Source organism: Candidatus Fukatsuia endosymbiont of Tuberolachnus salignus (genome assembly GCF_964030845.1).
GTDB classification, from domain to species: Bacteria; Pseudomonadota; Gammaproteobacteria; order Enterobacterales; family Enterobacteriaceae; genus Fukatsuia; species Fukatsuia symbiotica.
This window is the reverse complement of the sequence record NZ_OZ034983.1, coordinates 1271828-1296670: the sequence shown is the minus strand read 5'-3', so window position 1 is coordinate 1296670 and position 24843 is coordinate 1271828. Positions and strand designations below refer to the sequence as shown.

General features: G+C 44.4%; 23 protein-coding genes and 2 pseudogenes. 9 read left to right on the top strand and 16 right to left on the bottom strand.

Translation table 11 applies throughout. The annotated features are described in order from the left end of the window. Positions 1-108 precede the first annotated feature (108 nt). A complete protein-coding gene (locus AAHH42_RS06365) occupies positions 109-282 on the bottom strand; it encodes a hypothetical protein (protein WP_342221897.1) in 174 nt (57 codons plus the stop codon). Positions 283-393: 111 nt separating this feature from the next. On the opposite strand from AAHH42_RS06365, the gene AAHH42_RS06360 reads away from it, so the two are divergent. Next, a complete protein-coding gene (locus AAHH42_RS06360; protein ID WP_342221896.1) occupies positions 394-855 on the top strand; it encodes a hypothetical protein in 462 nt (153 codons plus the stop codon). Positions 856-1163: 308 nt separating this feature from the next. Here AAHH42_RS06360 and AAHH42_RS06355 read toward each other — a convergent pair whose 3' ends face one another. After that, on the bottom strand, positions 1164-1484 hold the full coding sequence (locus AAHH42_RS06355; RefSeq protein ID WP_342221895.1) for an IS4 family transposase: 321 nt from the start codon (positions 1482-1484) through the stop codon (positions 1164-1166). A gap of 93 nt (positions 1485-1577) precedes the next feature. Here AAHH42_RS06355 and AAHH42_RS06350 point away from each other — a divergent pair. The 3 genes and pseudogenes from AAHH42_RS06350 to AAHH42_RS06340 all read left to right on the top strand — a co-directional run. Then, positions 1578-1913 (top strand): annotated as a pseudogene (locus tag AAHH42_RS06350) (helix-turn-helix domain-containing protein); the annotation flags it as partial. A gap of 219 nt (positions 1914-2132) precedes the next feature. Continuing rightward, positions 2133-3107: an IS110 family transposase gene (locus tag AAHH42_RS06345; RefSeq protein ID WP_342221038.1), complete on the top strand. Its 975-nt coding sequence runs from the start codon at positions 2133-2135 to the stop codon at positions 3105-3107. 17 nt (positions 3108-3124) lie between these two features. Continuing rightward, positions 3125-3868 (top strand): annotated as a pseudogene (locus AAHH42_RS06340) (integrase core domain-containing protein); the annotation flags it as partial. A gap of 85 nt (positions 3869-3953) precedes the next feature. Here AAHH42_RS06340 and mutS read toward each other — a convergent pair. From mutS to AAHH42_RS06325, 3 genes are all read right to left on the bottom strand, one after another. Next, positions 3954-6518: a DNA mismatch repair protein MutS gene (mutS, locus tag AAHH42_RS06335; protein WP_342221894.1), complete on the bottom strand. Its 2565-nt coding sequence runs from the start codon at positions 6516-6518 to the stop codon at positions 3954-3956. Positions 6519-6755: 237 nt separating this feature from the next. Then, on the bottom strand, positions 6756-7769 hold the full coding sequence (locus AAHH42_RS06330) for an IS630 family transposase (protein ID WP_342221113.1): 1014 nt from the start codon (positions 7767-7769) through the stop codon (positions 6756-6758). 72 nt (positions 7770-7841) lie between these two features. Further along, entirely contained in the window at positions 7842-8864 is a 1023-nt protein-coding gene (locus AAHH42_RS06325; protein WP_342222029.1) for an IS630 family transposase, read from the bottom strand. A 403-nt stretch (positions 8865-9267) separates the two neighbouring features. On the opposite strand from AAHH42_RS06325, the gene yaaA reads away from it, so the two are divergent. The 4 genes from yaaA to AAHH42_RS06305 all read left to right on the top strand — a co-directional run bounded on the left by yaaA (position 9268) and on the right by AAHH42_RS06305 (position 12021). Then, positions 9268-10107 (top strand): peroxide stress protein YaaA, encoded by an 840-nt coding sequence (gene yaaA, locus AAHH42_RS06320; RefSeq protein ID WP_083429680.1) that lies wholly within the window; start codon positions 9268-9270, stop codon positions 10105-10107. 128 nt (positions 10108-10235) lie between these two features. Continuing rightward, positions 10236-11059 (top strand): IS5 family transposase gene (locus AAHH42_RS06315; protein ID WP_342221893.1). Its coding sequence is split into 2 segments (ribosomal slippage): positions 10236-10623 and positions 10623-11059, totalling 825 coding nucleotides; the frame shifts between segments, so codons are not numbered across the junction. A gap of 139 nt (positions 11060-11198) precedes the next feature. Further along, on the top strand, positions 11199-11564 hold the full coding sequence (locus AAHH42_RS06310) for an IS630 transposase-related protein (RefSeq protein WP_342221892.1): 366 nt from the start codon (positions 11199-11201) through the stop codon (positions 11562-11564). Continuing rightward, entirely contained in the window at positions 11488-12021 is a 534-nt protein-coding gene (locus tag AAHH42_RS06305; protein ID WP_342222028.1) for an IS630 family transposase, read from the top strand. Before AAHH42_RS06310 ends, AAHH42_RS06305 begins: the two co-directional genes overlap by 77 nt. 188 nt (positions 12022-12209) lie before the next feature. Here AAHH42_RS06305 and thrC read toward each other — a convergent pair whose 3' ends face one another. The 3 genes from thrC to thrA are packed head-to-tail and all read right to left on the bottom strand — an operon-like array spanning position 12210 to position 16930. Next, on the bottom strand, positions 12210-13526 hold the full coding sequence (gene thrC / locus AAHH42_RS06300; RefSeq protein ID WP_342221891.1) for a threonine synthase: 1317 nt from the start codon (positions 13524-13526) through the stop codon (positions 12210-12212). Positions 13527-13529: 3 nt separating this feature from the next. After that, the gene (gene thrB / locus AAHH42_RS06295) at positions 13530-14459 is read right to left on the bottom strand and encodes a homoserine kinase (RefSeq protein WP_342221890.1); all 930 of its coding nucleotides are present in this window, start codon (positions 14457-14459) and stop codon (positions 13530-13532) included. 2 nt (positions 14460-14461) lie between these two features. Continuing rightward, positions 14462-16930 (bottom strand): bifunctional aspartate kinase/homoserine dehydrogenase I, encoded by a 2469-nt coding sequence (gene thrA / locus AAHH42_RS06290; protein WP_342221888.1) that lies wholly within the window; start codon positions 16928-16930, stop codon positions 14462-14464. 504 nt (positions 16931-17434) lie between these two features. Between thrA and arcA the strand changes: the two genes are divergently transcribed. After that, positions 17435-18151 carry a two-component system response regulator ArcA gene (arcA, locus tag AAHH42_RS06285; RefSeq protein ID WP_342221887.1) on the top strand — a complete coding sequence of 239 codons (717 nt, stop codon included), beginning with the start codon at positions 17435-17437 and terminating at the stop codon, positions 18149-18151. 12 nt (positions 18152-18163) lie between these two features. Here the strand turns inward: arcA and gpmB are convergent, their stop codons facing one another. The 8 genes from gpmB to accD form a co-directional block, all read right to left on the bottom strand. Continuing rightward, on the bottom strand, positions 18164-18802 hold the full coding sequence (gpmB, locus tag AAHH42_RS06280) for a 2,3-diphosphoglycerate-dependent phosphoglycerate mutase GpmB (RefSeq protein ID WP_342221886.1): 639 nt from the start codon (positions 18800-18802) through the stop codon (positions 18164-18166). A gap of 78 nt (positions 18803-18880) precedes the next feature. Then, positions 18881-19189, bottom strand: a complete 309-nt coding sequence (gene trpR / locus AAHH42_RS06275) for a trp operon repressor (RefSeq protein WP_342221885.1) — start codon at positions 19187-19189, stop codon at positions 18881-18883. Then, positions 19186-19761 carry a UbiX family flavin prenyltransferase gene (locus AAHH42_RS06270; protein WP_072550340.1) on the bottom strand — a complete coding sequence of 192 codons (576 nt, stop codon included), beginning with the start codon at positions 19759-19761 and terminating at the stop codon, positions 19186-19188. Before AAHH42_RS06270 ends, trpR begins: the two co-directional genes overlap by 4 nt. Before the next feature lie 253 nt (positions 19762-20014). Continuing rightward, positions 20015-21532 carry an amidophosphoribosyltransferase gene (gene purF / locus AAHH42_RS06265; RefSeq protein WP_072550339.1) on the bottom strand — a complete coding sequence of 506 codons (1518 nt, stop codon included), beginning with the start codon at positions 21530-21532 and terminating at the stop codon, positions 20015-20017. A gap of 52 nt (positions 21533-21584) precedes the next feature. After that, positions 21585-22073 (bottom strand): colicin V production protein, encoded by a 489-nt coding sequence (gene cvpA / locus AAHH42_RS06260; RefSeq protein ID WP_072550338.1) that lies wholly within the window; start codon positions 22071-22073, stop codon positions 21585-21587. Continuing rightward, entirely contained in the window at positions 22060-22569 is a 510-nt protein-coding gene (locus AAHH42_RS06255) for an SPOR domain-containing protein (RefSeq protein WP_072550337.1), read from the bottom strand. The genes cvpA and AAHH42_RS06255 overlap by 14 nt, the downstream gene beginning before the upstream one ends. A gap of 76 nt (positions 22570-22645) precedes the next feature. Then, positions 22646-23926, bottom strand: a complete 1281-nt coding sequence (folC, locus tag AAHH42_RS06250; protein WP_342221884.1) for a bifunctional tetrahydrofolate synthase/dihydrofolate synthase — start codon at positions 23924-23926, stop codon at positions 22646-22648. Beyond that, positions 23919-24824 carry an acetyl-CoA carboxylase, carboxyltransferase subunit beta gene (accD, locus tag AAHH42_RS06245; protein WP_072550335.1) on the bottom strand — a complete coding sequence of 302 codons (906 nt, stop codon included), beginning with the start codon at positions 24822-24824 and terminating at the stop codon, positions 23919-23921. The genes folC and accD overlap by 8 nt, the downstream gene beginning before the upstream one ends. Positions 24825-24843 lie beyond the last annotated feature (19 nt).

Here is a 24843-nt window from a genome sequence, read left to right as displayed (position 1 = left end):
GTATCACTACTGCCAGCCTTAATGGTTCCACGGTGTAACAGCTGACCGATGGGGATCCCCATAAGTGGTCGTAACTAGCAACCAATCTACCTGTTTCAGCCAAGACGCCTACGAGACACGCATGGTCATAAATTCCATGTGTTGAATGTCGGTGAAGGGTTGCTCGTTAATCACGTAGTCAATCAAGGTCAGTTTGTGAGTGGTGATAATAAACACATTTCGCAGTTGACCCGCTGTGGTGGCAAGTTTTTTTCTTCTACTATCCATTCCTTGCCCTTCCATTTATATCAGCTCTAACGGTAACAGTTGACAATCAAGATGGTAGCTTATTACATTAACCTAGTGATGGATCACTATGAAAATGAGGGATAACTTACTAATATGGAACCTATTATGAAACTAAAGAAAATGTCTTATCTTGCCATCGTACTTTTCGCTCTCACCAATACTGCATTTGCAACTACATCCGAGGAACTTGCTCAACAACGTGAGAAAGTCGTTAAAAAATACGTTAATGGTTTGGGAGCAGCAAAGTATCAAGAAATCACTACAATTTTTACTAAAGAGTCTGTCGTTTTCTCAACAGGTAAAGGTAAATTCAACGCCCAAGAATTCTTTAAAGATTTTTTACCAAAGGTTCGTTCTGCTAGTACTGAATTTAAGCAATATTTCATTAACACACAGGATGCTGATCGTGTTGCAGCCAGATTTTATTTAGCTTTTACTTTGAAAGAAGGTAATGGTGAGAAACATGAAGGTGAGTATATGGATGAGTTTGTATTTGAAAAAAATTCAGATAAATTATTAGCAGTTTATATGTTTGAGAATCTTAAAACATATAATCAGCTCAAATGACAAAAAGGGGACTTACATAAAAGTAAGCCCCTAATAAATAATGATGTTACATATACTCATTTGACCCGCAAATGCTGGTTTTTGTGTTTAGAAGAATATTATCAATTTTTCATAAAAATCATAATTTTGTGCACTATTAAATAATCTGATTTTTCCAGTGTTTTGAGCGATGATGAGTATATATATGAAAGACACAATAATAATCACATCATATATTCTGAAAATAAGGTATCGATGTCACAATTGAGGTCTTTTTTCTTACTTTTAGCCTGAGCCCATTGATGTTCAATGGGATTGAGGTCTTACTTTTACCCACAATTTTTGTTATTAAGAATAATGAACAATCTCACATTTTCTTGTAGGATCTCATACCCTCGCCAAAGCGACATGATTCCCGGTAAACCCTCGGCACGTCGGTTAAGAAATCCTCCCAATTGACCCAGCCATGTTATTGCCTGAAGCACTGTGGGGGGATGCTCGGGAAGGCGGCTTGTTGTCTGTATTCTACAATACAACGTTTGCCATTCTATCTTTGACAACACATCGGTGCAGGTAGCCTCAGGACACAACGCTGCCATTTTGGTCATATGCATCAGTTTGAAGGCGATAATGCTTTTGAGTGTGATCATTTTCGTTAATTGGGTTGCCGTATTTAAAATGTAAAAGTTTGAATTTAATCTGACATTTCAATATATTTAATATGAAATGAAGGCGTGTTAGAAATGAATCAAACAGCAAAAATAATCAAACCGAAACTCGGCTTACTTGACCTGGCAAAACAGCTGTGTAATGTTCAGTCAGCGTGTAAAGTCATGGGCTACAGCAGAGACAGTTATTAGCGTTTTAAAAAGCTGTATGAGCAGGGAGGTGAGCCAGCCTTGGTGGAAATAAGCCGTAAAAAACCACTCGAAAAAAATCGAGTGGAGCCGCATATAGAACAAGCGGTGGTGAATATGGCTTACGACTATCCTGCTTATGGTCAGCACCGTGTGGCGAATGAACTTAACCGACAGGGGATAATGATTTCCGGCAGTGGTGTTCGCTCGGTTTGGTTGCGCCCTTATATCTTGATTATTAACTTTCAAAGGTTGATGATCCCCAACTGATCATTGGGATGTCACCGGAGAGTTTGTTTGCGCCCTTAGGCTTAAAGCTTGTGCAGTCAGATAAAACCCCGGTGACATATTTATCGTCGCCTGTAAGACCGAACGGTATCTTGTGCTAAGAGCACGTATTTATAAGGAAGGTCGGGGCGATCATTTAATTATCTGTTTTTCATGGGAGAATCAGCCATGGACAAGACCGCAGTGGGTATTGATGTTGCCAAATTAAAATTCGATGTTGCAGTGTGGGTAGAGAGAAAAAAGTATAAAACAAAAGCATTCCCGAATACCCCCTCTGGATTTAGCCAACTACTGAAATGGCTTATCCCTTACGGGGATTGTCATATTTGTCTCGAAGCCACAGGGAGTTACAGTGTTCCACTGGCTATGTTCTTAGTTGATAATGGCATTGACGTCAGCCTAGAAAACCCATCACGTATTCATGCCTTTGGTGAGAGTGAACTGAGTCGGAACAAGACGGATCAGGGGGATGCAAAAATGATAGTGCGCTACTGCGCACTGCATACACCTGTCCTCTGGACTCCTCCTCCCTTGAGCGAACGTCAATTAACCGCGCTAGTACGCCATCTAAAGAGTTTAGAGGAAATGAGGCAAATGCAAGAAAATCGGCAATCAGTGGCTGACGATGTCGTTCAATCCTCACTGCTTGAAATCATTTCTGCACTTAAACAACAAATCCAGGCCACCAAAGAAAAAATAAAAAACCATATCGATAACGATCCTGACTTAAAGAAAAATAAAGCGTTGCTGGAGAGTATTCCTGGTATCGGTGAAATACTAAGTGCCAGTTTGCTGGCGTATGTGGGTAATGTGTCAAAATTCACTAACAGTAAGGCAGTGGTGGCCTATGCCGGGCTTAACCCAAAACTTTGTGAATCAGGTTTATTTAAAGGACGGAGCCGCCTATCAAAACGGGGTCATACCGAGCTCAGGAAAGCGTTGTATATGCCCGCTCTGGCTGCCCTTTCTTGTAATCCGATAGTGAAAGCACAGTGGCAACGACTCGTATCACGCCATAAAGGGGGTAAAATGGGCGTCTGTGCGGCAATGCGCAAATTACTCCAACTGGCGTATGGTGTGCTGAAATCAGGCATCCCATTCGATACAAAAATAGCACTTGCATCATGATGGGCAAGACGGTATCTGACCTGGAAAATATCAAGAAACGCCTTTCTGCCTTGGAAGCCAAAGTAGCGCAGGAGGGGTACTTACTGACGGAAGCCCAACTGCAAGCATTAGAAAAAGTGCAGGATAAACGAGAAGCTCATGGACAAATTGAAACGCAACATCCGGGCTATCTCGGCTCTCAGGATACTTACTACGTGGGGCACATTAAAGGTGTGGGTAAAATTTATCAGCAGACCTTTGTTGATACCTATTCCAAAGTCGCTTTTGCCAAGGTCTATACAGAGAAAAATGCCTTGGTTGCCGCAGATATGTTAAACGATCAGGTGCTGCCATTATATGATGAGCAAGCGGTTCCCTTATTGCGTATCCTGACCGACAGAGGGTCAGAATACTCGGGGAAAAAGGAAACCCATGCGTATCAGCTTTACCTGGAGCTAGAAGATATCGAGCATACGCGGACCAAGGCATACAGCCCGCAGACTAATGGTATCTGTGAGCGGTTTCATAAGACGATGAAAAATGAAGGCTATGACGTGATGTTTCGGCGTAAAATTTATTCATCATTGGAAGACATTCAGCAAGACATCGATAAATGGCTCGCATTCTACAACAGAGAGCGACCTCATTCAGGCTGGTATTGTTATGGCAAAACCCCCTGGGAAACTTGGATTGCATCAAAAGAGTTAGTAAAAGAAAAACAACTCGATAATTTATTTGAACCATCGCACACTCAGACTACTCTGACAAATTCGATCGCTTAGCTTGTGTCTGCCAGGTTAAGTTTGAGCTACTACAATTATACCGCATGGTACTAGCCACACACCTGGTGTATGCCCAAAATCTATTTCATTCAATCATGTTTTTCAAGCGATATAGCCATTCTAAAGCTTGACGAGGGTTTAATATATCTGGATCTAAATCTTCGAGTGCTTTTAGCGCTGGGGAAACTTCCTCGTTTAATAAAATCGCAGGAGAGCTGTCGATACTATTTACTGTGGCATTATTGGTAAGCGATTCCAGCTCTTTTAACTTTTGCCGTGCACGCTTTACTACTTCACGTGGTACACCCGCTAAGGCAGCCACTGCCAGACCATAACTTTTACTGGCGGCACCCTCCTGTACACTGTGCATAAAAGCGATAGTCTCACCGTGCTCTCTGGCGTCAAGATGAATATTCACTACAGCTGCCGTTTTTTCTGGCAAAGTTGTTAGCTCAAAATAATGAGTAGCAAACAATGTCATTGCTTGAATACGGTTGGCGAGGTCTTCTGCGCAGGCCCAAGCGAGAGATAAACCATCATAGGTCGATGTTCCACGACCAATTTCATCCATTAATACCAAGCTTTGCTGCGTTGCATTATGCAGGATATTTGCTGTTTCCGTCATTTCTACCATAAAGGTTGAACGCCCAGACGCGAGATCATCTGCTGCGCCAACGCGCGTGAAAATACGATCTATGGATCCAATGGTCGCCTGTTCTGCGGGAACAAAACTACCTATATGGGCAAGCAGCACTATCAGCGCAGTTTGACGCATATAGGTACTTTTCCCTCCCATATTAGGCCCGGTAATAATCAGCATGCGACGTTGTGGAGAAAGTAATAGAGGGTTGGAAATAAAAGGTTCTTTTAATACTTGCTCAACAACAGGATGGCGCCCAGCGATAATAGTAATCTCCGGCTTATTGCTCAAAATCGGGCAAACATAATTGAGTGTTTCCGCTCTTTCAGCCAGATTGGTCAATACATCTAATTCAGCTAGGGCACCAGCACTACATTGCAGTGCAGCCAAATAGAGCAATAAAAGATCGAAAATTTCTTCATATAAGCTTTTTTCAATGGCTAACGCTTTACTTTTGGCGGTTAACACTTTGTCTTCGTATTCTTTCAATTCAGGAATGATATAACGTTCCGCATTTTTGAGTGTTTGTCTACGCACATAATGAATGGGAACCGCATGGCTTTGGGCACGGCTAACCTGAATATAATAGCCATGCACACCGTTAAAACCCACTTTAAGCGTATCTAGTCCTAGTTTTTCACGTTCACGGATCTCCAAGCGATCCAAATAGTCAGTAGCACCATCTGCTAGTGCTCGCCATTCATCTAATTCAACGTTGTAGCCGGGCGCAATAACACCGCCATCACGCACTAATACCGGCGGTGTTTCAACGATAGCATGTTCCAATAAAGCCAGTAAATCATCAAATTGACCAATTTTTGATCGTAGGGTCTGTATATGAGGCACTTCAATTAATGCTAACGAAAGATGGATCCCAGGAAACTGCTGGAAGGCATGGCGTATTCTTGCTAGATCTCGTGGTCGAGCGGTACACAATGCCAAACGAGCTAAGATACGTTCTAAATCGCCTACCTGGCGCAGAAGCGGTTGCAAATCAGCAGTAATATTTTGTAATCCACTGATAGCCTGCTGGCGATGAGTTAACACTTCGCTATCTCTAATCGGCATATGTAACCAACGTTTCAGCATCCGACTACCCATTGGAGTGACACTACAATCCACAATAGCGGCGAGCGTATTCTCGCTACCACCGGATAAATTTTGTGTGATTTCCAGATTACGACGAGTAGCAGCATCCATAATAATGCCATCTTGCTGACGCACCATAATAAGATCGCGGATATGTGGTAAAGCAGTCAGTTGCGTACTTTTGACATATTGTAACAAGCAGCCCGCTGCCCGTAGTGCCAGAGGAGCTTGCTCTACACCAAAACCGTTTAGATCTTGCGTACCAAATTGTTGGTTTAGCTGTTGCCGTGCCGTCGCAAGCCCAAACTCCCATGCGGGACGACGACGTAACCCGTGGTGATTTTCTATCAACCACATTGCTTTTTGTGAAAAATCTTCAGAATATAATAATTCAGCCGGATTTGTGCGCTGCAACTCTGCGGCTACAGTCGTAGCGTCTACCAGTTCAGTCAACAAAAATTGACCCGAGCTAATGTCTAATGTGGCATAACCAAAACCTTGTGCATCCTGCCAAATAGCTGCCAATAAATTATCTTGTCGTTCTGGTAACAAAGCTTCGTCACTGATTGTGCCCGGAGTAACAATACGAACGACTTTGCGTTCTAGCGGCCCCTTACTCGTCGAAGGATCGCCCATTTGTTCACAGATAGCGACGGATTCACCTAATTGAACCAGCTTTGCTAAATAATTTTCTACCGCATGATAAGGTACACCCGCCATAGGGATGGGATCACCCGCAGATTGACCCCGTTTGGTCAGTGAAATATCTAACAGTTTCGATGCCCGTTTAGCGTCGTCATAAAATAGTTCATAAAAATCTCCCATACGGTAAAACAATAATATCTCAGGATGTTTCGCTTTTAAACGAAGGTACTGTTGCATCATAGGTGTGTGAGCATCTAATTTTTTATTATTATTCATAAGGTTATTTTATCTAATCCATTGAATTTAAAATTAACTGCAATTTTTTAGTACAACCTGCAATGTTATCCTAGTGATTAGTAAACTAACACCGGAAAAAATGCGAAATTTCTCGCAAATTTCGTTTGTAACAACGAATCATGTTGTAGGAGCCTATTTTTGACGACGTATCAGCGAGCACAAGAGATTTCAAACAGGCTCATAGGCATTTATACTCATTCAACTTGAAGGTCTGGATTAGATGGTTTGGAAATTATCGTTAATTCTGCCCCTGAGAAAGGGAGCAATTTTTGCCAATGTACTATCAAAAAATTCGGCTATAGCCCCACGAAACTCTTTGGCTGAAGAGAAAAATCGGTTGTTTCTGACACGCTCGTTCATGACCTTCCATAATCGCTCGATGGGATTAAGATTAGGGCTATAAGGGGGTAAATAATGGAGTACGATAGCCTTCTCTAATGCGGCGTCTTTGACTCGCTGACGGCAATGATAGCCAGAATTATCTAAAATAATGTGTATCTTTTGTGCATCAGGATAAGCAGCTTTGAGCTGCTCAAAAAAAGCGACGGTGGTTTCTGAATTCACCTGCTCAGGACGGGCACTGACCACCTTCATGGTGCTCAATTCAATGGCTCCCATGACATTAACCCGTGTTTTTGCCCCTGTTTTGACCAGCGGCTTATCTTTGCCTTTCCTTATCCAACCGCAGACCACTTTAGTAGCCATCGTTGGAGGGGCTGAATCCATAAAAACAATCGGTTCATTCTTAAGAGCACTCTCTAGCAAAGTGAAATAAGACGCGATAAACGCTTCTTGCTGAGCAACATCCACTTTAACCGGCGTCGCTTTGGGCTGCTTATAGCTAAAACAATGCGCTTTCAGCCATTTTGTCATGCCAGATACGGTGTAACAGACGCCAAATTGGGTTTCCACATAAGCACAGATATCGATGACACGGCTATAAGTCGTGCTTTCAATGTGTTTTTCAAGCAATAAAGATTCATGCACGCTCAACTTACTATACGAGCCGCCATTTTCAGGCTTTAATTTTTCGTCTGAAAGCCAATCTGTTACATGTTGCCTCACTGTTTCTTCATGAATACGTAATGCTTGGGCAATCGCTTTGTTATTCCAGCCTTCATTTTTCAACAACACCGCTTTGATTCGATCTCGAACACGGCCATCGTGTTCGTAACGATTAAGGCGTTCCAAATCTTGTTTTTGAGAGGCTGTCAGTGAGTTTATTTTCATGACCTTATTTTTAATCTAGTTGAGCAAATTTTCCAGTGGTTTTAATGGCGATGGGTATATACCCAAGTGAAATCAAGATGCAGGATTTAGCGCCTGGAAATTATCGTTTAAGCGAGATACCAGAGAACTTGCCATTTGTGGTAGCTTCACCTCAAAGAAGTTTAAGATATCGTTCTTAAAACTCTGTTTAGATGGGTAATATCTATTGTTTCGTGTTTGCTCATTCATCACCTTCCACAATCGCTCTATCAGGTTTAGATTCGGGCTATACGGCGGAAGGTAATGAAGCTGGATATTCAACGTAAGCGCGGCGTCTTGCACAAGCTGTGAACGGTGATAGCCTGCACCCTCGAGGATCACATGTGCCGTTGTCGTGATGGGATAATGCGCGCGAATGGCAGACAGGAAGTGAACCACATTTTCGCTGTTAATCGTCTCATCATCACGGATTATGGGGTTAGCCACATTCTGGATGTTCAAGGCTCCCATGATATTCAACCGCGTTCTGCTCCCGGTGGTCTCTATCGTTTTATCCTGGCCTTTTCGTATCCAGCCGTAGCTTATTTTGGTGGCTTGTGTCGGATGAACGGCATCAATAAACAGTATGGGGTCATTACCCGCGGCGTCTTTCAATTCGCTGTAGGTCTTTATAAATTGCTGCTGTTTCTCAACGGCAAATTTATGCGGAACACCTTTCGGCTTTTTATAGCTAAAGCCATGCTGCTTCAACCCTTTATACAGACCTGATACGGTAAAGGTGATGTTCCAGCGTCCAGCGATATAGGCCACAATTTGGTGATTGTGGTGGTAGAGCGGCTGGGTGAGATGTTCAACCAGCGACGTGGTCTGTTCCGCATTGAGATAGCCATCGGAGCCGCCATTTTCAGGCTTGAGCTTGTTGAGTTTATGATAGTCTGTAAGGTGGCGCCGCACCGTGGTTTCATTAATGAGCTGTGAGTGAGCAATCATAGGGGGAGTCCAGCCGTCTGCGGACAACAAAACACACCGGATCCTGTCACAGACACGGCGGTCATGGCTTTGACGATGTTGGGCTTCGAGGGTAATTTTCTGGTCAGCAGTCAGCTCTATTTTCATGGCTATGAGCATGATCCTTATCGACTTCAAAATCAAGCATCTTCATTGATCACGGGTATATATAGCAGGTGCCGTATAAGTTGATTATGAAAGTTAACAATAATATATTGATTTTAATGAATATTTGTTAACAAAATCGCTCAGGTTACATGGCGCCTGCTATACCTAATGAATTTCGAGTTACGGCAAGGCGGCAATCAATCGAATCCCAGGAGTGTACAGACTGGAATGAGTGCGGGCAGCCAACGCCGCCGTAACTTGAAAGGCGAAGGGTATAGGGTACAAAAAATTATTGATGCGAAGCAGTTCAGGCATGTTGTTGCATGGAGAACAGGGTGCAACTACCTATTCTTGTCGACTGTTTGCTACAGTGTCCTCTTATGTTGATCAACTGGATGTTATTATGCTAATTATTATTTCTCCGGCAAAAACGCTTGATTATCAAAGCCCGTTAGCCACCGATAAATTTACTCAACCTCAATTGCTGGATCAATCCCAGGCGTTAATCAAAATTTGCCGTACACTAACACCGTCACAAATCGCCAGTCTAATGGGGATAAGTGATAAACTCGCCACGTTAAATACTGTCCGTTTTAATGAGTGGCATCCTGAATTTACCTTGGAAAACGCACGTCAAGCTATTTTGGCTTTTAAAGGCGATCTGTATAGCGGTCTCCAGGCTATAGACTTTACTGACGCTGATTTTGGTTTCGCGCAAAGCCATCTGCGTATATTGTCTGGATTATACGGTTTATTGCGTCCACTCGATCTAATGCAACCTTATCGTCTTGAAATGGGGACTAAACTGACAAACCCGCGAGGTAAAGATCTGTACGCTTTCTGGAGATATAGCCTAAACGAACAATTAAATCAGGCGTTAGAACAGCAAGGAGATGATGTGCTGATTAATCTCGCCTCTGATGAATATTTTAAAGCGGTGGATACGAAAAAATTGACAGGAAAATTGATCAAACCCGTGTTTCTTGATGAAAAGAGTGGTAAATACAAAGTCATCAGTTTTTACGCAAAAAAAGCCCGTGGATTGATGAGCCGTTTTATTATCCAAAATCGCTTGAGTAAAGTAGAACAACTCCTCGATTTTGATTTGCAGGGTTATCGCTTTGATCCCTTGTTGTCGCTAGAAAATCAGCTGGTATTTAAACGACCTGAACACAGATCACTTGCTACGATTTCAAATACATTAGACCTCTTCGGAAACTATAGCAGGCGCCATGTAACGTGATCACTTTTGTTAATAAATATTAATTAATATCAATATGTTATTTCTGATTTTCATAATCAACTGATACGGCGCCTGCTATAGCATTCATGTAGGAATGTTGTTAAAAATCTCCTGAACAAGGAGCCCCCATGAAATATGAACAAATAAAGGTATTGGAAGAGGAAAAATTTCGGCGCTTAACCGGAGTTAAACGCAGTACATTTGAAAAGATGATAAAGATATTGAATGAAGCAGATAAATGTAAGCAAGGGAACGGAGGTCGGAAAACCAAGCTGGGTTTAGAAGATCGCTTATTAATGGCCCTTGAGTATCTACGGGAATATCGCACTTATTTTCATGTTAGCCGAAGCGATGGGGTGAGTGAGAGCACCTGCTATGAAACGATTAAATGGATAGAAAATACGCTAATAAAGCATCCTGATTTTGCACTCCCTGGACGCAAAGCTTTATTAAAAAGTGATAGGGAGTATGAGCTCGTTCTTATTGATGCCACAGAAACGCCGATTGAACGTCCCCAAAAAAACAAAAGCAGTTTTACTCAGGAAAAAAGAAACGACCCACCTTAAAAACCCAAGTGATCGTCGATAAAAAAAGCAAAGCAGTCATCTGTACAAGCTTTACTCATGGGAGGCGTCATGATTTTAGGTTGTTCAAAGAGTCTGGCGTGCGAATACATCCTGAAATCAAAACAGTGACAGATACAGGTTACCAAGGGCTTGGCAAGATCCATTCAAACTCGGCGTTGCCTAAGAAAAAGACAAAGAAAAATCCCTTAACACAAGAAGATAAACGCAACAATCGTGAGTTATCAAGCCAGCGTGTATTAAACGAAAATGTCATTGGTATGATTAAACGATTTAAAATCGTATCAGATCGTTATCGAAACAGGCGAAAACGTTTTGGATTACGATTTAATCTGATTGCAGCAATTTATAACATGGAAATTAGATAAATCAGAGTTTCCGAAGAGGTCTATTCTAATAAAAAAACCGCGCCACCGGGAGCTACCCAGGTGGCGCGCTTGCTTTTATAGCGTAACGTATTAATTTTGATTACAATGTATAGCTAAATTATTTAACAGGGAGTTAGCGATGAGCCACTCTGTCGATTTTCGCCGTAAAGTTCTGGGTATTCGAGAGCAAGAAAAATTGAGTATCAGAGAGACCGCTAAACGCTTCCACATTGGTTCAGCTTCCGTTACTCGCTGGCTCAGTCGTATCGAGGTTAAACCTTCTTCCCCCCGTCGGCGTAAGCTTGATAAAGTGGCGTTAGCTGAAGATGTTGCACTTTATCCCGATGCTTACCAACGGGAACGGGCGGCGCGCTTTCAGGTGTGCCAGAAAGCCATTTGGCAGGCACTGAAAAACCTGGGCGTCACCTATAAAAAAAACCCTGCGTCATCCCAAGGCAGACGAAGAGACACGGCGTGCCTTCCAGGACACGATAGCCTGCTATAAAAAGCAGGGAAAACCGGTCGTTTATCTGGATGAAAGCGGTTTCGCACACGATAGGCCACGAACCCACGGTTATGCTGCACGAGGTCAACGCTGTTGGGGTACCCAGGATTGGCAGGCCAAGGGCCGAACAAATGTCATTGGCGCGTTACTGGGAACCGTCCTGATGGCGGTCGGATTATTTTTTTGTTCCATTAACAGTGATGTTTTTTACGCCTGGGTTACCCAGCGCCTTTTGCCTACTCTTCCTCCTCATTGTGTCATCGTGATGGATAACGCCAGTTTCCACAAACGTCTCGACATTCAGCAGGCTATCAGTAAAGCCGGGCATCGGATTGAATATCTCCCTCCCTACCCACCTGATCTCAATCCCATTGAACATAAATGGGCACAAGCCAAAAGCAAAAGAAGGGACTTAAATTGCAGCCTTGACGCCTTATTCTCTCAATATAGTGCATAATCATTATTATGTCGTTCATCCATATTACACTCTGGCAATAGACTCCTCGCATAACCCGCTTGCGTAGTGTGAATTCGGCGTTACGCGGTGCTCGCAATCCTCATATACTCGTATGTACCCTGTCATTACTGTGCTTCAGATGCCTTGACTTCACATAGCGAATTACCGTTTTGCAAGAAGTCTAGTATCTATTTTTTTATCGATTCCGTTGATGTTGCCGATGCCAGCAGGAAGGCCCGTAATTGGGTATATTTTGCGGGCAAATGGTGAGAAAGCAATGGCAAAGTTGCCCGTGTTTCCAAGGCTTGCGGTAATGGCAGCGTTTGTTGCAAAATGTCTTCGACGCTTTCTTTGAATTTCGCCGGATGCGCGGTACCGAGAAACAAACCAAACTCTCCTTCCTGTAGCTGATCACGCAATACGCGGTAAGCAATGGCCGTATGAGGTTCAGAGATATACCCCAAATCGGCAAGCTCACGCATTGTTTCTTTGGTTTCTTGATCGCTAACAGTACCATGCGCTAAATCTTTTAAGCGCCAAATTTTACGGTGAAATAACTCTTCAATGCGCGGCCAGTTATTGGGTGAACTGACATCCATAGCGTTAGATAAAGTGGCAACCGTCTGGTTAGGCTGCCATTGTCCGCTCTTTAAGAAACGCGGGACAGTGTCGTTGGCGTTGGTGGCGGCAATAAAACGTCTGATCGGCAGCCCCAGTGATTTTGCGAGTAGTCCGGCAGTTAAATTGCCAAAGTTGCCACTGGGCACGGAGATAACCAATTGTTTACGTGCTTCAACCGGTAATTGTGCTACTGCTTCAAAGTAATAACAGATTTGTGCCAGTAACCGGCTGATATTGATCGAATTTGCTGAATTAAGACTGAGTGTCTCCTTAACTTCTGTATCATCAAAAGCTTGCTTGACTAACGCTTGGCAAGCATCAAAATCACCGTCGATAGCGACAGTATGAATATTACCACCCAATGTACAAAATAGTTTTTCCTGTAATGGACTGATTTTACCTCGAGGATAGAGGATCACCACGCGTACATTTTTCAAGCCATAAAAAGCATGAGCGCCCGCCGCACCAGTATCACCGGATGTCGCCGTTAAAATGGTGACGGGCTGATCAGTTGCCACTTCAGCCAGCATCTGTGCCATAAAACGGGCACCAAAGTCCTTAAATGCCAGTGTAGGACCGTGAAACAATTCCAGTGCCGCAACATCTTGATCTTTCCCTATCATGACCAGAGGCGCAGGAAACGTAAAGGCTGCTTCAACTCTTTTGGTCATCACTTGCGAAACAATTTCATCACCGATAAAGGCAGAGAGGATACGACTACTGCGGGTAATAAAATCCTGTTTTAATAGATCCTCGATTTCTGTCAAGGTAAATTCAGGCAGTTCTAGTGGGAAAAATAACCCCTGCTGCTTGCCAAGACCCTGTTGCAGTGCCTCTATGAAGCTAACATGTTGTTTGTGATCTTTCAGATTATACAGTTTCATACCTTATCCCAGTAATCGTGCGCCTTTTTTGTCCAGACGGCAAATATGAATAAAACCTTCCTCGTTGTTTTGCAGATAGACTTCTTGCAGGCAGTCTGCAACACATTTTGCTGTTTCTTTGTCACGACAAACGGCAAACATAGTTGAGCCAGAGCCAGAAATTCCACAGGCCAGAGCACCTTTAGCCTGTGCGGCCTGACGTGCCTTAATAAAATTAGGCAGCAACTCGGTGCGGTAGGGTTCGGCAATCACATCTTTCATTAATTTAACAGCTAAATCCGTGTTCTTGCTATGACAGGCATGGATAAAACCGGCAAGATGACGTCCATGATTGATACAATCTTGCAGTTTGTATTTCTCCGGTAAAACGCCCCGTGCGGCAGCAGTAGAAACTTTGATTCCCGGATAGGCCATTACCCAAAACCAATCTAAATCAGGAACCTGTTCGATAATGTCGCCGTCTTCTTCCAATATCAATTGCATGCCACCGAGATAACAGGGGGCAACATTGTCGTAGTGAACACCGTTAGAAATTTTTCCTTCCAGTGCGCCCATCATGGTGAGTAGTGTCATTTTATCGAATCGCTGACCACAATATTCATTCAGTGCCATCAGCGCCGCCACTATTGAACAAGCACTCGAACCCAGCCCAGATCCGATTGGCATGTTTTTTTCCAATATTATTTCTACCGCTATGTCTTTGCCGATTTTTTGACAAAAACTCTGCCAACACCGATAGACGATATTTTCTTGCATTTCTTGTGGCAGCTTAGCTGCAAAGCGTCCTGTATTAAATAAGCTGAATTTGTCGGCCGCTTTGACCGTGACGCAATCACCGAGCAGAGTACCATCAATGGGCGAGACTGCGGCACCCAAAACATCAAAACCCACGCTGACATTACCTATTGACGCTGGCGCAAAGACTCTAACCATGATTAATTTCCTTGTTTCCAGGATAAGGTACGTAAAAGATCGGCAAAGACCCCCGCGGCGGTAACGTTATTGCCAGCACCATAGCCACGCAATACCAAGGGTAAAGGTTGATAGTAACGGCTATAAAATGCTAATGCATTTTCACCATTTTTGACTTTATACAGCGGATCATTGCTATCAACCGCCTCAATCTTTACCTGGCAGCAACCCTTCTCGATAACACCGACATAACGCAATACTTTACCCTGTTGCCGCGCTTCTGTTATTTTTTTGTTAAAATCTTCATCCAGTGATGGCAAACGATCCAAAAAGGTTGCTACATCTCCCGACGCATCAAAGCTAGCGGGTAACACCGATTCAACGACGATATCGCACAATTCTAATTGATAACCCGCTTCTCTAGCAATAATCAGTAGCTTACGGGCAACATCCATACCTGACAGATCGTCACGTGGATCCGGCTCGGTGTAGCCTTGCTTCTGTGCTGCTAGGGTGGCGGCAGACAAGGTCATGCCTTCTTCATCTAATTGGCCGAAAATAAAGGAAAGCGAGCCGGATAAAATACCGCAGAATCGCTCCAATTGATCACCGGCATTGAGCAGATTTTGCAAATTTTCGATAACCGGTAAGCTAGCACCGACATTGGTATCGTACAGAAATTTACGGCAGGATTGCGCTGCTGTCGTCCGCAACTGGCGGTAATAATCCATTGAAGCAGTATTGGCTTTTTTATTCGCTGTCACTACATGGCAACCTGCAGCCAGAAAATCGGCATATTGCTTGGCAACAACCTCACTGGAAGTACAATCGACAATGACCGGGTTGAGCAGATAATTTGTTTTCACTAGATGAATCAACTGGCTCATGTTAAAAAGTTGTAGAGAGAGCTTGAGTTGCTCTCTCCAGCCAGTCAGATCGATGCCTCGGATATCCGTCAACATGCTTTTGGAGTTGGCGATACCACACACCCGTAAGTCAATATGTTTTTGTTTCAACCAACGTTGCTGACGACAAATTTGCTCGACTAACGCACCGCCGACACCGCCAGCACCAATGACAAAAACTTCAATCACTTGATCAGTATTGAACATCATTTGGTGACAAATACGCACGGCAGTGGTTGCCATATCGTTATTGATCACCGCAGAAATAGATCGTTCAGAAGAACCTTGCGCGATAGCAATAATATTAATGTTGGCATGCGCCAGTGCCGAGAAAAAGCGGGCGGAAATACCACGTTGTGTACGCATACCATCGCCGATGACCGAAATAATGCTGAGTTGTTCCACTATCGCCAGTGGATCCAGCACTCCCTGTTTGCGTTCCAAATAAAATTCTTCCTGCAGAGCATTATCGGCGCGTAATAATTCACTCTGTGGCACACAAAAACTGATGCTATATTCAGAGGATGATTGCGTTATTAAAGCCACGGAGATACCGCTGCGTGACATGGCAGAAAATACCCGTGCTGCCATGCCAACCATCCCTTTCATGCCTGAGCCGGATACATTAATCATCACCATATTACTGAGATTAGTGATCCCTTTTACTAAATGACCATCATCACTTTTTTTACCGCTAATCAGTGTGCCAGGTGCCTCGGGATTAGTGGTATTTTTGATCAAACAGGGGATCTCAAATTGAGCAATGGGAGTGATGGTACGCGGGTGCAAAACTTTGGCACCGAAATAAGATAGTTCCATTGCTTCCTGATATGACAGTGATTGCAGTAATTTTGCATCTGGTACTGTCTGCGGATCACAGGTGTAGATGCCATCGACATCCGTCCAGATTTCACAACCTTCCGCTTTTAAGCAGGCAGCGAGTACAGCCGCTGAATAATCCGAACCGTTGCGGCCCAGTAGCACCAATTCACCTTTATCATTACCCGCGATAAAACCCGCCATCAAAATAATATGATCACAGGGTATTTTGTGTACGTTAATGCGTAAGGTCGATGCCGCAATGTCAACGGTCGATCCAAGATAGTGCCCACGTGCCAGTAAGTTTTCAACAGGGTTGATAACGGTGACGAGACAATCTTCCGTTCGTAATAATGCGGCCATGATGGCGACAGAAAGTTTTTCACCACGGCTGATAATGGCGGCATTAATGGCTGCTGGACACTGCCCTAGTAAAGAGATGCCACGTAACAGTTGGTTAAGTTGATCGAATTCTTGTTTTAGCAAGTCGTTTAATGGCTCTTTAGCAAGCTTTGGCTGTGCTTCAGTCAGGCCACACAATAAATCAGAAAAAATTTGTTGCGTCTCTCCGATCATCAGAGAAATATCTTGTTCAGGTTTGGCGATGGCACTCTCGATCATCGCAACCAGGTGATTGGTGATTTTTGCCGGTGCAGATAATACACTCGCGATCTGTTCCTGACCCGCCCTGTCTTCAATAATCTTAGCAACGGACATAAACCGTTTTGCATTCGCCACCGAGGTTCCGCCAAATTTCAGCACTCGCATTTTCCATTTCCTCCTGTATTAATTTGAACCACGAGTATCATGGCATTGTTAACCTATAATTTATAACTAGTTGATAAATATACGCACTATTAATATTGCTTACCAGAAAAATAAGTATATATTTCAGATTGTTAATTTTATATACTAACAGCGCCATAATAATTAGCTTGCTATAAACATTATCTAGCCATTTATTAGACTGCTTGCATAACCGTCATTCGTTCTGTGAAGTCAGGGGCGCCCGGCAACCGCCGTGTACGTACGAGTACATGAGTATTACGATCACTGCGTAACGCCGAGTTCACATCACGCGGAGGTTATGCAAGCGATTTATTTTATTTTCCTCGTCTGAACGTCATTGATGGCGATTTGGAACAGGTTCTAAGTGTTTTTCACCAAAGTGTTCACGTGCTACAATTCAACTTCCTCTCGTTCTGTTATATTACCGTTAACACAGTGAAGGGTCGCGCTTTTTTATTTTGTTGGCAATTTTAGGTCGTAAACATGCAAACCCCGCACATTTTGATTGTAGAAGACGAGTTGATCACTCGTGATACCTTAAAGAGCATTTTCGGAGCGGAGGGCTATGTCGTTCACGAGGCCAATGATGGTGTAGAAATGCACCGTATTCTGTCTGAAAATCTCATCAATCTGGTTATCATGGACATCAACCTGCCAGGTAAGAATGGGCTGCTACTCGCTCGGGAATTGCGTGAACAAGTCAGTGTCGCCTTAATTTTTCTGACCGGTCGCGATAATGAAATCGATAAGATCCTCGGTTTAGAAATTGGTGCTGATGACTACATCACCAAGCCTTTTAATCCGCGCGAGTTGACCATTCGTGCTCGTAATCTGCTCTCACGAACCATGAACTTGAGCAGCGTCCGTGAAGAACCAAAGCAGGTAGAAAGTTATAAGTTCAATGGCTGGGAGCTAGATATTAACAGCCGTTCGCTGATAGATCCCACCGGCGAACACTACAAACTACCACGCAGCGAATTTCGTGCCATCCTGCATTTTTGTGAAAATCCGGGAAAAATCCAATCTCGCGACGAATTATTGAAAAAAATGACGGGGCGTGAACTCAAACCTCATGATCGCACCGTTGATGTCACTATCCGCCGTATTCGTAAGCATTTTGAGTCGATGTCAGGTACACCAGAAATCATTACCACCGTTCATGGTGAGGGCTATCGCTTTTGTGGTGATCTGGCGGGATAAGCCAATATTAATTTAGTGGCCAGAGATAGGTGAGAAATGCGCAACGTCTCCGGTGCTTTCAACAATCCAGCCGTCAGCAAGCCACAAACTTTGTTGGTAATCAACCCGGGACAGTGAGCCATTGCGTAAACGCAAGCGGCGCTCAGAGTGAGCCGGTAACCCGAGCAGGGTGTTTATCAGGCAGCTCAACGCGATACCATGACTAACCAGCAATGGCCGACTACCCGGCGGTAGGTTGTGGCAACTGTCCAGTGCGCTGCGCATCCGTGACGCTAATTCTGCCATCGACTCACCGCCCCCGGGAACCCGGGCATCAACAGTGCCATCCACCATATGCCGACGCCATGATTCTTGTTCTTTTGTTAGGCTGTCAATTGTACACCCTTCCAGTTCTCCCATGCGCAGCTCACGCAGACGAGAATCAAAACTAAGCTCGCAACGGCAGATATTAGCAATAATTTCTGCGGTTTGCTTGGTGCGTCCTAAATCACTGCTGATAACATGAGTTATGCCTTCAGAGCGAACCCTTTCAGCCACCGAGTTGATCTGATTTTTACCTTGGATGGTTAGTGGGCTATCAGAGCAGCCCTGAATACGGCCATCGGTATTAAATTCCGTTTCGCCGTGACGAACGAGATATACCTGTAGCATTTCTGTTTCCCGTTATAGTGCATCAAATAAGCTTTCTAATTCATTATGTATCATGTTGTGGTTGCCTGCTAGCTCTGTTCATAGTAAATGAATCGCAAGCCATTCTTTAAGCTCAGACGAAGCTGCCTTGAGGCTATGAGATCCTCGAGTTATGGTGGCAATCCCTGCACCCAGTTGATCTTTTAATTCACGTTGGCTCAGATCACCGTTAATTAACTCTCCAATAATACGCACACGCGTACCCAAAGCAGCACGTTCATCTTCCGTCAGCATCAATTCTAGTAGCGCTTGATGGCAGTCTTGCTGCACTGCATGTTTCAATAGCGTAACAAAATCTACCCAGTTTTTATCCTCTCCAGGGGAAGATCTAGGGTCAGTTTGCATCATAGTCCACTACCTTGCCAACGCTGAAAGAGATCATTGGGTAACTCGATGTCGAATTGATCAATGACTCGGTTGACATTTTGATTGATGATCTCGTCTATAGTCTGTGGCCGATGATAGAAAGCGGGTAGCGGTGGCATAATAACAGCACCTAATTCAGCTGCCTGTACCATCAAACGTAAATGCCCCAGATGCAATGGTGTTTCTCGCAAACCGAGCACTAAGGGACGTCGCTCTTTCAATATTATATCCGCCGCACGGATCAATAAATTATCAGTATAACCATGAACAATGCCTGATAGCGTTTTAATCGAGCAGGGTAATATTACCATCCCCGCAGTTCTAAACGAACCCGAAGAAAGCGAAGCGGCAAGGTTGCGCACATCATGTACCATATTGGCCAAGGATTGTACATCTTTTAAGCAAATATCGGTTTCTGAAGCAAGTGTCCGCCGCGCCGCATTGCTAATAATTAAATGCGTTTCTATTTCGGAAACATTTTTTAATATCTCTAACAAGCGGATACCGTAAATTGCCCCGCTAGCACCTGAAATACCAATAATAAGTCGTTTCATGATACATTGCCTCAATAGACCTCTTTCCAAACCCTAGCGAGTGATACGAAGTCAAGGCGCACGGCGCACAGCAACCTTCGTTAACACACAGTACATGAGGATTGCGCGCACCGGGGGCAACGCAGGATTCGAGTCACGCAGCAGGTTTGGAAAGAGGTCTAATGTCAGATTGCCTCAAACCGGCCAAATACACGACCATCGAAAGCGGGGATGCCCCTATTTGAGTTTAAAAACGTTAATCCGCGAAAAAAAATTAGCCTTCGTTGTACATTTCAAGATTTTCTGCTTCATTTTGGCGATGTAATGCCTGAGCATCATCACGGCGTAGTAATGCAAGAGAATCCAGATAATTCTGATCGACATCTTTGGTGATGTAACTGCCATCGAACACTGAGCACTCAAATTGAGTAATATTGGGATCATTTTCTCTCACCGCATCGATAAGATCAGCCAGGTCCTGAAAAATCAACCCATCTGCGCCTATTAGCTCCCTGATTTTATCCACTTCACGACCATGAGCGATAAGTTCATTGACACTTGGCATATCAATACCATACACATTAGGAAAACGGATTTCTGGCGCCGCTGAGGCAAAATAAACCTGTGTCGCGCCCGCGTCACGTGCCATTGTCACAATTTGTTCTGAAGTAGTACCACGTACAATAGAATCATCCACCAATAATACTTTTTTATCTTTAAACTCTGCCCGATTAACATTCAGCTTACGGCGTACTGATTTACGGCGCTCCTGTTGACCTGGCATAATAAAAGTGCGACCTACATAACGGTTTTTTACAAATCCCTGACGGTAGGGCTTATCTAGAATACGCGCGATTTCTAACGCGATATCACAGGAGGTCTCAGGGATAGGAATAACCACGTCAATGTCTAACTCTGCCCATTTATCAGCGATTTTTTTACCCAGCCTCTGTCCCATACGCACCCGAGCACTGTAGACAGAAATGTTATCCATATAAGAATCTGGGCGAGCAAAGTAAACGTACTCAAACAGGCAAGGATGATACTGAGGATCAGCAGCACATTGGCGAGTAAATAACCCGCCTTTTTCAGTGATGTATACTGCTTCACCTGGTGCGAGATCGCGCAATAATTTGAAGCCTAATGTATCAAGAGCGACGCTTTCTGAGGCGACCATGTATTCAATGCGATCATCTTCTAAAATGCGGTTACCCATCACCAAGGGTCGTATGCCATTAGGATCACGAAAAGCGACCATGCCATGACCGATGATCATCGCCACGCAAGCATAGGCACCCTTTACCAACTCGTGAGTTCTGGTTACGGCGGCAAAAATATCCTCCTCTGTTAAAGGATAGTTCTGCGAGCTATCCAGTGCACTGGCAAAAATATTCAATAAAACTTCTGAATCAGAAGTAGTATTCACATGACGACGCTTTTTTTTGAATAGGTATTCTCTCATTTCCTTCGCGTTAGTTAGATTGCCATTGTGCGCCAAGGTAATGCCAAATGGGGAATTCACGTAAAAAGGCTGTGCTTCTGAAACGCTGGCACAGCCCGCCGTTGGATAACGTACATGACCCAGCCCCATAGTACCCTGTAAGCGCAGCATGTGGCGGATTTCAAAGACATCCTTCACTAAACCATTAGCTTTACGCAAACGGAACCTATTATTGGCGTCAAGGGTAACGATGCCAGCAGCATCTTGCCCCCGGTGCTGAAGCACCATCAAGGCATCGTAAATCGACTGGTTTACCGGTGTAAAACCAGTGATGCCGACAATACCGCACATATTGTTTTTCCTTATCAGCGTTAACGGATCCTTACAAGGTTACGTACGAGCTTTACCGATCCGGCAAGAAATTCGACGTGTTCTGCAAGTAGTTAAAGAACCCTCTGATTATATCACTGAACTGCGGGATTAATTGTGACTGTTTCCACTCTATGCTTTGCGCAAAGTCGGTGAAGGTATCCACAAAGAATAATATGGCGGCGACGATGAGAACACCACGTAACGCCCCGAAGCATACGCCAAGCACCCTATCGGTTCCTGATAATCCGGTGCGTACAACCAGGCAGCTCATCACCGAGTTAACAACAGCACCGATAATTAAGGTAGCGATGAACAGGATACCGATGGCAGTACCGTTGCGAATCAATTCATTCTCAAAAGAGGTGAAATAAACTGCAAGGTAGGGATAAAAATGACGAGCGATAAAAAATGCACATCCCCATATCACCAGCGATAACGCCTCACGGACAAATCCCCGGTTCAGGCTGACCAAAGCTGAAAATACGATAATGCCGATAATAACGTAATCAATCCAGACCATGATAAGACTCCAATGCTTTTACCTGGCCGTTGAGGCCACTAAGCGCATTAAGCTCAGGTAGCGCTGCCTGTAATTTCTGTTTCGAATTATTTACCTCTACCATAATACGGGTTATTTGACCGTTCACCGGTGTAGGTGGCAAGGTATAGACGTGATAGCCCGATAAGCGTAATTTCGCGACAATTTCGTTGACATTAGCGGCGTTCTTCAAGGCACCCAATTGCACCACATAAGCGGCACCTCGCTCTGATTTCTCCTCCCGTTGCAGTTTGGCGGCGTTGGCGGCACCCTCCGGTGGTTGCACCGGTAAGGATTGGTTAAGCGGCATTCCCACATCGATTTCTTCGGGATCACCGGGTCTGGATACCAGTGGAATAGCGGCAAATTGATCCTCGTAATGCTTCTTTTTACCGTCAAATAACATCGGCAGTACTGTGATCCCCACAGCGACCAAAATGACAGTACCAACCAAACGGTTCTGAAATTGACTTGCCACTCACCCCCCTCACAGCTAAAAAAGTGTTTACCGCCTGTTGTGTTCGATAAATTACCAATTTTGATGACGACGGCCATTAAACCGTTTTTAACGCTGTCATGACATAAGCAACAGTGTGAAAGGATCCGCAGACAATAATGACATCCTGTGGATCTGCATCCTGCATTGCCTGATGCCAGGCATGGGTAACATCAGCAAATAAACAAGGCACATCTTGATTTGCACGTTGCTCTGGTAAATGTTGTGCTAACCATTCCACGGATGCACCGCGCAGATCGGTTAATGATGCACAGTACCATTTATCGACTTGTTGAGATAAGCAAGCGAGGGTCGCCGCAATATCTTTATCAGCTAGCATCGCCACAACAGCACGTACTTTACCTAATCTTTCTGGCAACTGAGCAAGCCGTCGAGCCAGATAAGCAGCTGCATGAGGATTATGGGCAACATCCAGGATCAACATGGGTTGTTCACTGACGATCTGAAAACGCCCTGGCAAATAAGCGGCCTGCAAACCTTGATGAATAGCTAACTCACTGATCGAAAAAGTAGAATAATGCAGTACCGCCAATGCCGTCGCGGCATTTTGTAGGGGTACTTTGGGCAAAGGCAAATTGGCTAATCGGTATGAGCCACTCTGCCAGCACCAACCGTTATCCTGTTGGCTAAATTGCCAAGCGTCATGACAGCGATAAAGCCTAGCCCCTAACGTTGTGGCAACTGTCTCAATGGAATGAAGCCTATCAGGTTCACCCACTATTGCCGGTTTATCGCGGCGGAATATCCCCGATTTCTCACGCGCAATACTTTCTCGATCAGTGCCTAACCGATCAGTATGATCAAGACCGATACTGGTGATCGCAGCGACGTCGGAATCAATAATATTGGTGGCGTCTAAACGTCCGCCAAGTCCAACTTCTAGGATAACGACATCAAGTGCTGCCTGTTTAAACAGATGCAACGCTGACAAAGTGCCAAATTCAAAATAAGTCAATGAAATATCACCGCGTGCCGCTTCAATCTCAGCGAAAGAGTAACAGTGTGCTGTTTCACTGAGTTCCCGCCCCTGAATACGCACACGCTCGGTGTAACGTAAAAGATGCGGTGAACTGTAGACTCCTACCCGTAAACCTGCAGCAAGTAGAATCTTCTCCAATACGCAGCAGGTTGTACCCTTACCGTTGGTACCCGCGATAGTGAATACATGAGTTGCAGGCTTTAGCAGATCGATACGTTCGGCAACCTTTTTGATGCGTTCCAGGCCTAAATCAATCTCCTGATGGTGCAATGATCCTACATAGGACAACCAGGTTGCCAGAGAAGAAGTCGGCTGAGGGAGAGGAGGAGGATTATTCATTTGGCATCACTGCAAGCTGTTCAACGTTAGCGGCAGTGATGACTGGCTGCGGTTGATGAGTAAGTTTAGATAGGAGACTTGCCAGGGTTTGGCGCATTTGCAGGCGATGCACGATCATATCAATCGCCCCTGTTTCGATCAAAAATTCGCTGCGTTGAAAACCAGAGGGTAATACTTCTCTTACTGTTTGTTCAATCACCCTGGGGCCAGCAAAACCGATCAGTGCTTTTGGCTCCGCGATATTAATATCACCTAGCATTCCCAGACTAGCAGAAACGCCTCCCATCGTTGGATCGGTCAGTACCGAAATATACGGCAGGCCCGCTTCTTGCATTTTGGCCAGCGCGGCGCTGGTCTTTGCCATTTGCATCAGTGACATCAACGCTTCTTGCATACGTGCGCCACCACTGGAAGAAAAACAGACTAATGGGCAGTGATCTTGCAACGCCTGTTCAACCGCGCGCACAAAACGTGCTCCAACGACAGATCCCATCGACCCTCCCATAAAAGAGAACTCAAAACAGGCCGCCACGAGAGGCATAGTAAACAAGGTTCCTTTCATGACGACGAGAGCATCTTTCTCATTGGTTGCTTTTTGTGCCGCAGTATATCTGTCACTGTATTTTTTAATATCTTTGAATTTTAAAGTATCCTTTGGCGTCAGTTCTTCTCCCAGCTCTATCATATCGCTATCTTTGTCCAGGAAGGCGAGTAAACGCACACGTGCGGAAATACGCATATGATGATTACAATTAGGACAAACTTCCAGATTATGCGTCAATTCGATACGGTAGAGAACTTTCTCGCAACCGCTGCATTTGGTCCATACCCCTTCAGGAATATTCGCTTTACGGGAGAATGCAATTTTATTAGTAAGAATTCGTTCAATCCAGCTCATCGTTAATTTCCTATCACAA

Coding starts and splice junctions, on each gene's coding strand:
- trpR (WP_342221885.1), bottom strand. CDS start 19,189: ATGATGCAAACTGACCCTAGATCTTCCCCTGGAGAGGATAAAAACTGG.
- thrB (WP_342221890.1), bottom strand. CDS start 14,459: ATGGTTAGAGTCTTTGCGCCAGCGTCAATAGGTAATGTCAGCGTGGGT.
- thrC (WP_342221891.1), bottom strand. CDS start 13,526: ATGAAACTGTATAATCTGAAAGATCACAAACAACATGTTAGCTTCATA.
- AAHH42_RS06310 (WP_342221892.1), top strand. CDS start 11,199: ATGAGCCACTCTGTCGATTTTCGCCGTAAAGTTCTGGGTATTCGAGAG.
- AAHH42_RS06325 (WP_342222029.1), bottom strand. CDS start 8,864: ATGAAAATAGAGCTGACTGCTGACCAGAAAATTACCCTCGAAGCCCAA.
- mutS (WP_342221894.1), bottom strand. CDS start 6,518: ATGAATAATAATAAAAAATTAGATGCTCACACACCTATGATGCAACAG.
- yaaA (WP_083429680.1), top strand. CDS start 9,268: ATGCTAATTATTATTTCTCCGGCAAAAACGCTTGATTATCAAAGCCCG.
- accD (WP_072550335.1), bottom strand. CDS start 24,824: ATGAGCTGGATTGAACGAATTCTTACTAATAAAATTGCATTCTCCCGT.
- thrA (WP_342221888.1), bottom strand. CDS start 16,930: ATGCGAGTGCTGAAATTTGGCGGAACCTCGGTGGCGAATGCAAAACGG.
- cvpA (WP_072550338.1), bottom strand. CDS start 22,073: ATGGTCTGGATTGATTACGTTATTATCGGCATTATCGTATTTTCAGCT.
- folC (WP_342221884.1), bottom strand. CDS start 23,926: ATGAATAATCCTCCTCCTCTCCCTCAGCCGACTTCTTCTCTGGCAACC.
- AAHH42_RS06355 (WP_342221895.1), bottom strand. CDS start 1,484: ATGATCACACTCAAAAGCATTATCGCCTTCAAACTGATGCATATGACC.
- arcA (WP_342221887.1), top strand. CDS start 17,435: ATGCAAACCCCGCACATTTTGATTGTAGAAGACGAGTTGATCACTCGT.
- AAHH42_RS06365 (WP_342221897.1), bottom strand. CDS start 282: ATGGAAGGGCAAGGAATGGATAGTAGAAGAAAAAAACTTGCCACCACA.
- AAHH42_RS06360 (WP_342221896.1), top strand. CDS start 394: ATGAAACTAAAGAAAATGTCTTATCTTGCCATCGTACTTTTCGCTCTC.
- AAHH42_RS06345 (WP_342221038.1), top strand. CDS start 2,133: ATGGGAGAATCAGCCATGGACAAGACCGCAGTGGGTATTGATGTTGCC.
- gpmB (WP_342221886.1), bottom strand. CDS start 18,802: ATGCTACAGGTATATCTCGTTCGTCACGGCGAAACGGAATTTAATACC.
- AAHH42_RS06270 (WP_072550340.1), bottom strand. CDS start 19,761: ATGAAACGACTTATTATTGGTATTTCAGGTGCTAGCGGGGCAATTTAC.
- AAHH42_RS06330 (WP_342221113.1), bottom strand. CDS start 7,769: ATGAAAATAAACTCACTGACAGCCTCTCAAAAACAAGATTTGGAACGC.
- purF (WP_072550339.1), bottom strand. CDS start 21,532: ATGTGCGGTATTGTCGGCATCACTGGTTTTACACCGGTAAACCAGTCG.